General features: G+C 70.6%; 11 protein-coding genes. 2 read left to right on the plus strand and 9 right to left on the minus strand.

Features of this window, described 5'->3' with window-relative positions; translation table 11 throughout:
• The 8 genes from VMJ70_05775 to VMJ70_05810 all read right to left on the minus strand — a co-directional run.
• Positions 1–513: hypothetical protein (locus tag VMJ70_05775; GenBank protein HTO90622.1), on the minus strand; the 513-nt coding region annotated here is incomplete at its 3' end.
• A gap of 80 nt (positions 514–593) precedes the next feature.
• Positions 594–1,847 carry a cation:proton antiporter gene (locus VMJ70_05780; protein ID HTO90623.1) on the minus strand — a complete coding sequence of 418 codons (1,254 nt, stop codon included), beginning with the start codon at positions 1,845–1,847 and terminating at the stop codon, positions 594–596.
• The gene (locus VMJ70_05785; protein HTO90624.1) at positions 1,844–2,173 is read right to left on the minus strand and encodes a cupredoxin domain-containing protein; all 330 of its coding nucleotides are present in this window, start codon (positions 2,171–2,173) and stop codon (positions 1,844–1,846) included. The genes VMJ70_05780 and VMJ70_05785 overlap by 4 nt, the downstream gene beginning before the upstream one ends.
• A 25-nt stretch (positions 2,174–2,198) precedes the next feature.
• Positions 2,199–2,645, minus strand: coding sequence for a hypothetical protein (locus tag VMJ70_05790; protein HTO90625.1), 447 nt, complete (start codon positions 2,643–2,645; stop codon positions 2,199–2,201).
• Positions 2,642–5,797: a CusA/CzcA family heavy metal efflux RND transporter gene (locus tag VMJ70_05795; protein ID HTO90626.1), complete on the minus strand. Its 3,156-nt coding sequence runs from the start codon at positions 5,795–5,797 to the stop codon at positions 2,642–2,644. The genes VMJ70_05790 and VMJ70_05795 overlap by 4 nt, the downstream gene beginning before the upstream one ends.
• Positions 5,798–5,818: 21 nt before the next feature.
• Positions 5,819–7,291 carry an efflux RND transporter periplasmic adaptor subunit gene (locus tag VMJ70_05800; protein HTO90627.1) on the minus strand — a complete coding sequence of 491 codons (1,473 nt, stop codon included), beginning with the start codon at positions 7,289–7,291 and terminating at the stop codon, positions 5,819–5,821.
• Entirely contained in the window at positions 7,288–8,544 is a 1,257-nt protein-coding gene (locus VMJ70_05805; protein ID HTO90628.1) for a TolC family protein, read from the minus strand. The genes VMJ70_05800 and VMJ70_05805 overlap by 4 nt, the downstream gene beginning before the upstream one ends.
• 134 nt (positions 8,545–8,678) lie before the next feature.
• Positions 8,679–9,098 (minus strand): hypothetical protein, encoded by a 420-nt coding sequence (locus VMJ70_05810; protein HTO90629.1) that lies wholly within the window; start codon positions 9,096–9,098, stop codon positions 8,679–8,681.
• Between the two features lie 345 nt (positions 9,099–9,443).
• Here VMJ70_05810 and VMJ70_05815 point away from each other — a divergent pair, with 345 nt between their 5' ends.
• Complete coding sequence (locus tag VMJ70_05815) at positions 9,444–10,418, plus strand: hypothetical protein (GenBank protein HTO90630.1); 975 nt, start codon at positions 9,444–9,446, stop codon at positions 10,416–10,418.
• Between the two features lie 95 nt (positions 10,419–10,513).
• Positions 10,514–11,179, plus strand: coding sequence for a hypothetical protein (locus VMJ70_05820; protein ID HTO90631.1), 666 nt, complete (start codon positions 10,514–10,516; stop codon positions 11,177–11,179).
• Between the two features lie 10 nt (positions 11,180–11,189).
• On the opposite strand, the gene VMJ70_05825 is transcribed toward VMJ70_05820, so the two are convergent.
• Complete coding sequence (locus tag VMJ70_05825; protein HTO90632.1) at positions 11,190–11,513, minus strand: VOC family protein; 324 nt, start codon at positions 11,511–11,513, stop codon at positions 11,190–11,192.
• Between the last annotated feature and the right edge of the window lie 4 nt (positions 11,514–11,517).

Genomic DNA, 11,517 nt, shown 5'->3' on the forward strand with positions numbered 1-11,517 from the left:
CTGCGTCTTGATGTCCGACAGCGTCGCCGCCGGCACGTAGAGCGCGCGAATCCCGCCCTTCATCTGCGTCATCATGCCGTTCACGGTCACTTGCTTCGCGAGCAGCGGCAGGAAGGCATCCTTCAGCGTCACCTGGCCGTCGCGCCGCGGATCGTGCTCTTCGGCGAACAGCAGGTAGAGATTGTTCTGGGCGTCCACGAGCCCGATCGGCTGGCCGTTGTTGATGCACTTGGTGCCGCAGGGAATGTGGGCTTCGCCGCGCTTGCCGAGCTGGAGATAGCACGACACTTCGACCACCTCGCCGGTGACGGCGGCGGGCTTGCCGGACGCCAGCACCTTCTTGTTGGCGTCGGTGGCCGCCGCCTTGATCGTGGTCTCGGTCCACTTGGAGTCGGCAGCCTTGCCCACCGTCACCGGCGCGCCCGAATCGGCGCTGGTGTGATGGGCAATCGCCGGAATCGCCGCGGCGACCAGCAACAGGGACAGCGCGAAGCTCACGAGTCGAGTGCGCATGGGATCCTCCCGAAAGGCGCGCGGAGCGCCGAAGCCGAGCGTGCGGTCAAGGCCGGTGGGGTAGGGCCGGCTCGCGGAGTCTACCGCCGGGCGGCGGCGCGCGCATCCGACTCCCGGAAGCGCGCCGTGAGCAGGGGCGGCGTGAGCAGCGTGGTGAGCGAGATCATCAGCACCACCGCCGAGTAGACCGCGGGGCTCACCACCTTCCCGCCGTCCAGCGACAGCGACGCGCCGATACTGGCGAAGATCAGCCCGACCTCGCCGCGCGGGATCATGCCGAGCCCGACCGACAGCCGATCGAGCCCGCGCTCCAGCACGCCCAGCGAGCACGCCTGCTTGCCGGCGATCGCCGCCAGCGTCAGCACCGCGGCGAAGCCGAGGATTTCGCGGTGAGCGAACCTGGACAGATCCACGCGCATGCCCATCAGGACGAAGAAGACCGGCACCAGAAACGAGGCCAGCGGCTCGATCAGCTCACGAATCTCGCGCCGATGGCGATCGCGGGCCATCAGCTCCTGGTAGTTGACCGGCTCGAGCACCAGGCCGGCCGCGAACGCGCCGACGATGGGCGCGAGCCCGGCTTTGGCGGCCAGCCACGACAGCGCGAAACAGAACGCCAGCGCCAGCGACAGGAGCACGCCCTGGCCACGCAGGTGACTGGCCACCCGGAAGACTCGCCGCGAGAGCCAGCCGCCGATCAGCACCGCCGCCACCAGGAAGGCCACCGCCTTGCCAACGATCCACGCCAGCGCCGAGATCCGGAACGCAGCGCCTCCGTTCGCCGCCTGGATCGCGCCCGAGATCACCGCCAGCACGATCAGTCCGAGCACGTCGTCGATCACCGCCGCGCCGAGGATGATGCGCCCCTCGCGGCTCGCGGTCCGGCCGAGATCGCCGAGCACCCGTGCGGTGATGCCGACGCTGGTCGCGCACAGGATCGCGCCGATGAACCAGTGGGCGAGCCCGGGACTGGCGGGAAAGAACTCGCGCGAAACGAAGAACCCCAGCACCATGGGCACGATGACGCCGAAGGTGGCGACCAGGAACGAGGACGCGCCCACCGCCAGCATGTCGCGCACGTTCGACTCGAGCCCGACCTGGAACAGCAGGAACAGCACGCCGATCTCGGCGAGCAGCTCGAGACTCGGCTGATGCGCCAGACGATCGAACTGGTGAAAGCCGATCAGTCCGAGATTGCCGATTACCACGCCGATCAGGAGCTCGCCGAGCACCGCCGGCTGGCCAATCGCCTCGAACGCTGCGCCGCCGAGGCGCGCGCCGAGCAGCACCAGCACCAGCGCCAGCAGCACCGGCAGCAGGTCCGCGTGCGTCAACGCACCACCACCTTGCCCTTCAGCATGCCCATGCCGCAACCGTAGCTCAGGGTTTCGGCGTCGGCCGCCGGCATCGCGATCCGCACGGTTTCGTTGAGTGGCAGCTCGTGCTTCTCGCCGCTCTGGTCGAACACCAGCTCGGTGGCGCAAGTCGCCTCGACCTTGCGCGTCACCGCCAGCGTGTAGGGCTGCCCCTTCGGCACGATCACGATCGGCGGCACGAAGCCATCCTCGGTCACGGCGATCGCGACCTCGCCGGGCGCGGCGCTCCTGCCACAGCCGGCCAGAGCTCCCAGCGCCACCAGCAAAATCAGCGTTCGTTTCATGTGCGAATCCCCGTCATCCGACCGTTCAAGGTCGACCGGCCTCGTTCGAATCCGCCATCGCATGCGCGCCCGGCGGCGGACCGCCGCTCTCTCCGCCCGCGCCCTTCGATCCCGAATACCCGATCCACGCGATCAGAAATGGCAGCACGATCCCGGCCGAGACCGCCACCCAGGGCGCGCGGCCGTGCTTGCCGAGCTTGAATCCCAGGACGATGCCGAGCAGGGCGGTGCTCGCGAACACCAGCGCGATCGCCAGCTCGCCCAGCCGGAACACGTTTCCCGCCGGACCTCGCAGGCGCTCGGCCTTGTGGAGCACCGAGAGCCGCTCGAGCACCGCCGGCGCGTGATAGCTGCCGTCCTTGCGCGACTCGTGCAGCCGGAACGATTGCCACGCCCCCGAAACCGCGAAGAACAGCATGGCCGGCGCGACGCTCAAACTCAGATAGCGATGCCACCTCATCAACAGTCTCATTCCGCCATTCCTCCCGATTGGGCGCCGTCGCCGCCAGTGGCCGGCAGCATACGACCCTTCCACCACGCGAACACAGCCGGATACACCAGCAGCTCGAGCACGAACGAGCTGATCACGCCGCCTACCATCGGCGCGGCGATCCGCTTCATCACGTCGGCGCCGGTGCCGTGACTCCACAGGATCGGCAGGAGGCCGAAGAGGATCGCGAGCACCGTCATGTTCTTGGGCCGGATGCGATGCGCCGCGCCTTCGACGATCGCCGCTTCGAGATCGCGCCGATCTCGCAGCGCGCCGCGCGAGACGCGCTCGCGCCACGCCAGCGTGAGGTAGAGCATCATGAGCTGGCCGGTCTCGGCGTCGAGCCCGGCGAGCGCGATCATCCCCACCCACACCGCGACGCTCAGGTTGTAGTGGAGCAGGAACAGCAGCCAGACCGCGCCCACCAGCGAGAACGGCACCGCCAGCAGGATGATCGCGGTCTCGGGGACGCTGCGCAGATTGAGCCACAGCAGCAGCGCCACCAGCAGCAGCGTGATCGGCACCACCCACAGCAGCCGGCGCCGGGCGCTCTCGAGATGCTCGAACTGTCCGGCCCACGCCAGCCGATAGCCGGGCGGCAGTGTGACCTGCGCCGCGACCGCGCGCTGCGCGGCGCGCACGTAGTCGGCGATCGGTCGGTCCGCGACGTCCACCGACACCAGGCCGAACAACTGGCCGTCCTCGCTCTGCAGCATCGGCGCGCCTTTGCGGAACGAGATCGTGGCCAGCTCGGCGAGTGGCACCTGCGCCCCGCTCGGCGTCCCCACCAGTACTCGCGAGATCGCCTCCGGACTGTCACGCAGCTCGCGCGGGTAGCGCACGGTGATCGCGATTCGCTCGCGCCCCGCGATCGTCTGCCCGACGGTCATGCCGCCGATCGCGGACTCGATCACGTCCTGGATGTCGCCGGCGGTGAGTCCGTAGCGCGCGGCCTGATCGCGACGCACGTCGAAGTCGAGGAAGTAGCCGCCCGAGAGCCGCTCGGCGTAGGCGCTGCGCGTGCCGCGCACGCTTCCGAGCGCCGCTTCCACCGCGACGCCGAGGCTCTCGATCCCGGCCACGTCGGGCCCGAACACCTTGACCGCGACCGCGCTCCGCACGCCGGTCGAGAGCATCTCGTTGCGGGTCTGGATCGGCATCCACCACAGGTTCGGCATGCCCGGGTAGCGCAGGCGTCGATCCAGCTCCGAGACCAGTCGTTCCCAGGTCATGCCCTTCCGCCATTCGCGTTCGGGCTCGAGCTGAATCATGGTCTCCACCATGCCCGGCGGCGCGGGATCGGTGGCGGTGCGCGCGCGCCCGATCTTGCCGAACGCGTGCGCCACCTCGGGCACTTCCATCAGGCGGCGGTCCATGTTCTGGAGAATCGCGGCCGATTCGGTCTCGGACATGCCGGGAGGCGCGGTCGGCATGTAGAGAATGGTGCCCTCGTTCAAGGGTGGCATGAACTCGGTGCCGAGCGAGAGGAACGCCGGCACGGTCGAGAGCACCAGCAGCGCCGCGCCCCCGATCACCCAGCCGCGCCGGCGAATCGCCAGGCGCAGCACCGGCGTGTAGAGCGCGATCAGCGCGCGCGCCAGCGGCTGCTCCCGTTCGGGTCGGATCCTCCCGCGAATCAGCCAGGCGGCCAGCGCCGGCGTGAGCGTGATCGCGAGCAGCGCGGCGAAGGCCATCGAGTAGGTCTTGGTGAACGCCAGCGGCCGGAACAGCCGGCCCTCGGTGCCCGACAGGGAAAAGATCGGCAGGAAGGACACGGTGATCACCAGCAACGCGAAGAACACCGGCCGCCCGACTTCCTGGAGCGCGCGCACCAGGACCGCGTCGCGTTGCGCCCGCGGCGCGGCGGCGTCCACCGACTCGAGCCGCTTGTGCACGTTCTCGACCATGATGATCGCGGCGTCCACCATCGCGCCGATCGCGACCGCGATGCCGCCCAGCGACATGAGATTGGCGTTCAGGCCCTGGCGCAGCATGGGAACGAATGCGAGCAGGACGGCCGCGGGGAGCGACAGGATCGGGATCAGGGCGCTGCGGAAGTGCGAGAGGAACAGCAGGATCACCAGGCTCACGATCACCATCTCTTCGATCAGCGTGCGGCGCAGGGTGTCGGTGGCGCGGCGGATCAGCTCCGATCGGTCGTAGGTGACCACGATCTGCAGGCCCGGGGGCAGCGAGCGCCGCACCTCGGCGAGCCGGCGTTTCACGCCCTCGGCGACCTTGAGCGCGTTCGCGCCCTGGCGCATCACCACCACGCCGCCCACCACCTCGCCGCGGCCGTCCAGCTCGGCGATGCCGCGCCGCGGCTCGGGGCCGAGATGGACGTCGGCGACGTCGCCCACCGTCACCGCCACGCCATTCCCGCCGGTCTTGACCGGCGTCGCTTCGAGATCGGCGGCCGAGGTGACGTAGCCGTTGGCGCGCACCACGAACTCGTGCTCGGCGATCTCGAGCGCGCCCCCGCCGGTCGCGCCGCTCGCGCGCTTGAGCGCGTCGGCCACTTCCGAGAGCGTGACCCCGTAGCTCAGGAGCCGCGTGGGATTCACCTCGACCTGAAACTGGCGCACGAAGCCACCCACCGCGGCGACCTCGGCGACGCCGTCGACGCTCTGCAGCCAGTAGCGCAGCGTCCAGTCCTGGAAGCTGCGCAGCTCCCCGAGATCGAGGCGGCCGGTGGTGTCGACCAGCGCGTACTCGAACACCCAGCCGACGCCGGTGGCGTCGGGGCCGAGGCGCGGAGTCACGCCCGGGGGCAATCGCCCACCGGCCGCGGCCAGCGCTTCGAGCACGCGGCTGCGCGCCCAGTAGAGATCGACACCGTCCTTGAACACCACGGTCACGTACGAATCCCCGAACATCGAGAGGCCGCGCACGTAGCGCGCGCCGGGTGTCGAGCGAAGCGCCGCGACCAGCGGATAGGTGACCTGGTCCTCGATCAGGTCGGGGCTTCGGCCCGGCCACTCGGTCTGGACGATCACCTGGGTGTCGGTGAGATCGGGAATCGCGTCGAGGGGCGTGCGGAGCAGCGAGTAGACGCCGAAGCCGGCGGCCACCACGACGCCCAACACCGTCGCGGCGCGATGGCGCGCGCACCAGGCGATGACGCGTTCGATCATGGGCGGCCTCGCTTCATCGCCTCACCACTTCTCGCCCGCCGAGCGCAGCCGCGCTTCGGACGAGATCAGAAAGTTGCCCGAGGTGACGACGCGCTCGCCGGCCTCGAGTCCGCCGAGCACTTCGTACCATTCGCCGGCGTGGACCCCGAGCCGTACGTCGCGCGGTGCCAGCCGCCCGTCGCCGAGATCCACGAACACCAGGCGTCGCTCGCCGGTCGGCAGCACCGCGCTCTCGGGCACCGCGAGCCGCTCGCCGAGCGGCTTCTCGATCACCGCGTCCACGAACATGCCGGGCTTGAGATCGCCGGCCGGGTTCGGCACCTCGATGCGCACCGCGGCAGTGCGCGTGTCGGCGGTCAGGGTGGGATCCACGAACGCCACGCGACCCTTGCGAGAGCCACCGTCGAGATAGGGATTCGAGAGGGTGACCGGCGTTCCGACCGTCACCAGCGGCAGGTCGACCTGATAGATCGCCGCCATCACCCAGACCGGGTCGATCGGCGCGATCCGGAACAGCACGTCGCCGGCCGCGAACGGACTGCCCGCCACCACCCGCTTCTCGGTGATCACTCCGGTCGCCGGCGCCAGCACCGGAATCTCGTCGCGCGCCCTGCCCTCGCGCGCGATGCCTTCGATCTGCGCCGGCGGCACGTCCCACAGCAGCAGCCGGCGCCGCGCTGCGTCGGCCAGCTCGCGTGCCGACGGATCGGTCGGCGCGGCGCGCAGCGCTTCGAGATACTCCTGTTGCGCCGAGAGCAGTTCCGGCGAATAGACCGTCAGCAGGGGCTCGCCGGCGTTGACGGTGCGTCCGGTGAAGTCGCCGGACAGCGTGCGCACGTAGCCCGAAAACTTGAGCGTCACGTCGTGGAGTCGGGTCTCGTCCCACGAGACGCGGCCCGCGGCGCGAACCGTGGCGGTCAGCGGGCGGCGCGCCACCCCCTCGGTGCGGATGCCGAGCGACTGCCGGCGCGCGGCGTCGAGCGTCACCGCCTGCGCCACGCCCAGCGATTCAGCGGGCGGGGCGCCGCCGGTGGCCGCTTCGCCGGTGAAGGTGGCCCCGGCGCGAAGCGTGCTCAGACGGTAGTCGGCGTGAAGCGGCGGGCCGGATTTCGGCGTCACGCGCAGCTCGACGGTCCAATCGCCGGCCATCGCGAGCCCGAAGCGCGCGCGATAGAAGCCGGGGGCGATCTCGCGAAACTCGCCGCGGCTCTCCATGCGCGGCATCGCGCCCATCGCTTCCATCACCACCCGCGCCTGGAGATCGGCGCCGCGCAGCGGCTGGCCGTCGCGATCGCGCACTGCCACCAGCATCTGGTTCTCGCCCGCGCGCGGCGGATCGGGCGCGGTCGCGAGCCCGACCGAGAGCTCGCCGATCCTCTGGTACGCCAGGTCGGCCGGGAGCCTCGGAGCGCCGAACGGTCGCACGAGCAGCAGCGCCGCAACCGCGAGGACCGCCAACCCCGCCAGCGCGATCCCGGGCACGCGCGCCCTCATGGCCGGACCTCGGCTTCCGAGCGATCCGCGACCACGGCCTGCTGCGCCGCCGCCCAGGCACGCGCCCGCCGCACCCGCGCGGCTTCCAGCTCGAGCCGCGTGCCGGCGGCCCGCCGCGCGATGTCGAGCAGCGCGAGAAAGCTGCCGCGCCCGCTCTCGAACGATGCGCGCGCCGCGGCCAGCGCGCGAGCGCTGGTCGGAACCATCTCGCGCTCGATCACTTCGACCTCGTGGCCCGCCTCCTCGAGCTCCGCGGTCGATTGCTGGACGTGCCGCGCCGCCTCGTCGGCCGCCGCCGCGCGCTCCGCCTCGGCGCGCGAGACCCCGAAACGCGCCTCGTCCTCGGCGTCGGCCAGCCGGCCGAACCACAGCGGCAGGTTGAGCGCGACGATGCCCATCGATCGCCATTGCGGCTCGGCCATGGCGCGGTCGTAGCTCCATCCCAGCTCGAGGCGCGGCAGCCGCTGCCGGCCCGCCAGCGCCAGCCGCGATTCGGCCGCGGCGACACGCGCATCGGCTGCGGCGACTCCGGGCCAGCCACCGCGCGTGGCGATCGAGTCGCGCGCGGTGTCGGCGGCGGCCGGGATCTCGAGCACGCGCGGCGCGGGCGGCAGGCTGGCCGCGGGGTCGCGATGCAGAAGCGCGTTGATGCGCCCGGTGATGACTCGGCGCTCGCTCTCCAATTGCCGCTCGTGATGCTCCAGCTCGGCGATCTCGAGCTCGGCGGTCAGGGGATCCTGCTGCTCTCCGGTGCCGGCCGAGTAACGCGACAGCGCCACGCGCCGAAACTGATCCATCAGCGCCGACTGCTCGGCGTTGTTCTCGAGTGAGCGCGACACCAGGTAGTAGTCGAAGAACGCCTCGCGCGTCGCGCGCAGCAGATCGAGGCGCGCGCCCGCGGCGTCCTGCGACGCGGCGCCGGCGTCGGCCGCGGCGGCGCGGCGCTCGAGCCCGCGCTGGCCGAACGGCGTGAACCACTGCGTGACCTCGACGCGGTAGCCGGCATCGGGCGGACCCGAGCCGAAGCTCTGCGGCGCCGCCATCATGCGAACGCCGGGATCCTCGAGGGCCCCGCTCGTGCGCGCGCGGGCCGCGGCCTGCCCGGCGGCGGCTCGACTCGCGGCGAGGCCGGGATTGCGAGCCTCGACCTGGCGCTCGAGCCAGGCGAGCGACAGCGTGTCGGGCGGAGCCAGCTCCGCGGAAGCAGCGGGCGCGGCGGCGAGGAACGCCGCGACCACGAGAGTCAGAATCATGGAGCCATCCCACCGCGCGAACCGGAAACTCGCGCCACGAAACGAAGCCCTGAATCGCGCGTGCGCGATCCGCTGCCGGGAGTCCTCCCGGCGGGCGTTCTCACCCGCGGGCGAGAACGAGCCTCAGCGTGGGATCAGAGACGCGGCGGAGCGCGACCCGCGTCGGGGGTCGCGGCGCGTTCCGGAGGTCGAACGGCCTCGACCGAGACGGCCCGAGCGAAGTCAGCCGTCTCGGTCGGAACTGCGGGGAGCAGTGCGAGGAGCGTGATCGCGGCCGGGGCCGTGGCGATCGTGGGAGACGCCGGCGCCACCACCGGCGCCATCGCAACGCAACACGGCGCGGTGGACTCGCGGCGGGTCTGATGCTCGCGCTGGGCGCGAGCGGCCGCCGCGACACAACAGGGGTGGAGCGGAGCGGACGGCCGAACCGAGGCGCCCGCCGGCGCCGCCGACAGCATCGGCGCGCCGGTCACCACGCAGAAGTTGTTCCCGAGCAGGAACAGCGCGAGCGCGGTGGACGCCCAGATTCGCCGCAGGTCGTGGGTACGAGCCATGACCCCAATAGTATCGGCAGGCGGAGACCGCCGGGGTGTCCCAGAAGGGTCAACTCTCGTGAACGTCGCGCTCGGGCGCGCCCGAATTGCGGCGCGCGATCTGGGGCAGCTGGCGCGATCATCGAGCGGGTTCGAGAAGGCGGTGCGGTCCGATGATGATCCGCCTGCCGAGTCACATGATCAAGTGCCTGTCGCGATTATGCTTGGCTCCGTCCTCCGACGGGTTCCGCAACCCGTCGGGGTCGATGAGGGAGCGGCCGCTCGACGGCTTGTGATTTGTGCGAGGCGCGTGGGTCCCAATCATGGGTCGGGAGAGCGCAAACCGTCCGTCGAGGACTTTCCTTCATGCGAGTTCGCCAGATGCTCGGAGTGTTGTCGCTTCCGCTCGTCGCGTTCGCGACTCCGGTCCGCGCACAGGTCCTGGTGGATTACAACGCGGCGCTCGGCGCTCTGCCGCAGGCGAGCGGCTGGCTCTTCGTCGATGACGCGGGCGCCGAGCCCGCGCCAGTCGTTTCCGGTGGCGCGCTGCTCCCGCATCTCACCAACAATCCCGAGACGCGCTGGTGGCAGCGAGCGGACGTGCCGTTCCAGTTCCGGCCGGGGTTCGAAATGGTCATCGTTCTCGCGGTGTCGAGCTCGAGCTACAACGGCAACGTGGGCGACGGAACGCAGCGCTCCGGTTTCTACTTCGACGCGGTGGATTCCACGGGCCGGCGACTCACGCTTGGAATCGCGACCCCGGGACTCACGGTGAATACCGATCTGCGGCTCGATCCCACGAACGGCATACCGCTCGTGCCGTCCGGCGGGGTGGGCTTTCACACCTATCGGCTTGCAGTGGTCGCCGATAGCGCGATTCTGCAGCTGGACGGCGCGCGGATCGGGGCGACGGTGCTGGGTCCGGCCATCCTCGGATCCAGTCCGGACAACGTCTACTTCGGCGACGGCACCGGGGCCGCGGGGAGCGAGGTGGCCATCCAGCGGGTTCGCTACGGCTATGACAACGGAACGGCGGCGGTCGAGCCGGTTGCGATGGCGGTTCCCGGCGGCCTGCGCCTCGAGGCGCGCCCTTCGCGGGACCACGGCGGCGTGGACTTCGCGCTCCGCTCCGACCGCGGTGGAAGCGCGCGCGTGCGCATCCTGGATCTCTCGGGCCGGCGGCTCGCGGATCTCGGCGAGCATGTCGCGAGCGCGGCGGGCACGACCCTCCACTGGCCGGGGACCGACGCCTCGGGCCGGAAGATCGCGTCCGGCGCCTACTTCGCGCTCGCCGAGGGCAGCGCCGGTCGCGCCAGCTGCCGCGCCATCGTGCTGCGCTGAGACCGGGCCAGCACCGGCTCGACGAATTCACCCCGCGGCGCGAGGCATCCCCACCGCCCCCGCGCGCGTGCTAGATTTCACGCCCGGAGGCCGCCATGTTCATCGGCCATTTCGCCGTCGGTTTCGCCTCGAAACGCGTGGCGCCACGCGCCTCGCTCGGCACGCTGATGATCGCGCCGCTGCTCGCCGATCTGCTGTGGCCGGTCTTTCTCTTGCTCGGGATCGAGCAGGTACGAATCGTCCGGAGCGCGAACCCCTTCACCACCCTCGAGTTCATCGCTTATCCCTGGTCGCACAGCCTGCTGATGCTGTGCGTGTGGGGCGGGCTGTTCGCGCTGCTCTACTTCTGGCGGACGCGCGACTCGGTCGCAGCCTGGGTGATCGCCGCCGGCGTCGTGAGCCACTGGGTGCTGGACTGGTTCGCGCATCAGCCCGACCTGCCCCTGATTCCGGGCGGCGGGCCCAAAGTCGGGCTCGGGCTGTGGAACTCGCCGGCCGCGACCATCATCGTCGAGGCGCTGATGTTCGTGGTCGGGCTCGCGATCTATCTCAGGACCACGCGCGCCAGGAATCTCGCCGGCCATCTCGGCATGTGGTCGTTCGTGGTCGTGCTGCTCGCCTTCTACGTCGCGAGCATCGCCGGTCCGCCGCCGCCCAACGATCGCGCCATCGCGATCATGGGCAACATCGGCTGGCTGCTCGCGATCTGGATCTTCTGGTTCGACGCGCAGCGCGAGCCGATCGGCGTGTCCCCGGGTTGAAACGCGCGCCTCAGCGCTTCGATTTCCACAGCCCCACGACGTTGCCCTCGGGGTCCGCCATCCACGCGAACGTGCCGTTGGGAATCTCGATCGGCCCGACCAGCGTGCGCCCGCCGAGCCCGCCGGCCTTCTCGAGATAGGCGGCGACGTCGTTCACCTCGATGTAGAACGTGGTGTAGTTGTGCGGCTCGTGGCCGAGCGCGTTGATATGGCCGCCGATGCCGCTGGGGCTCGAATCCACGACGCCCATCGGATTGATGTTCCAGTCGAACAGCCGTCGATAGAAGGTCTCGATGCGCGCCCGATCGCGGCAGCCGATTTCGAAGTGAACCACGGGG

The sequence above is a fragment of the Candidatus Sulfotelmatobacter sp. genome, assembly GCA_035498555.1.
GTDB lineage: Bacteria > Eisenbacteria > RBG-16-71-46 > RBG-16-71-46 > RBG-16-71-46 > DATKAB01.

Coding starts and splice junctions, on each gene's coding strand:
- VMJ70_05805 (HTO90628.1), bottom strand. CDS start 8,544: ATGATTCTGACTCTCGTGGTCGCGGCGTTCCTCGCCGCCGCGCCCGCT.
- VMJ70_05790 (HTO90625.1), bottom strand. CDS start 2,645: ATGAGACTGTTGATGAGGTGGCATCGCTATCTGAGTTTGAGCGTCGCG.
- VMJ70_05785 (HTO90624.1), bottom strand. CDS start 2,173: ATGAAACGAACGCTGATTTTGCTGGTGGCGCTGGGAGCTCTGGCCGGC.
- VMJ70_05815 (HTO90630.1), top strand. CDS start 9,444: ATGCGAGTTCGCCAGATGCTCGGAGTGTTGTCGCTTCCGCTCGTCGCG.
- VMJ70_05800 (HTO90627.1), bottom strand. CDS start 7,291: ATGAGGGCGCGCGTGCCCGGGATCGCGCTGGCGGGGTTGGCGGTCCTC.
- VMJ70_05810 (HTO90629.1), bottom strand. CDS start 9,098: ATGGCTCGTACCCACGACCTGCGGCGAATCTGGGCGTCCACCGCGCTC.
- VMJ70_05820 (HTO90631.1), top strand. CDS start 10,514: ATGTTCATCGGCCATTTCGCCGTCGGTTTCGCCTCGAAACGCGTGGCG.
- VMJ70_05795 (HTO90626.1), bottom strand. CDS start 5,797: ATGATCGAACGCGTCATCGCCTGGTGCGCGCGCCATCGCGCCGCGACG.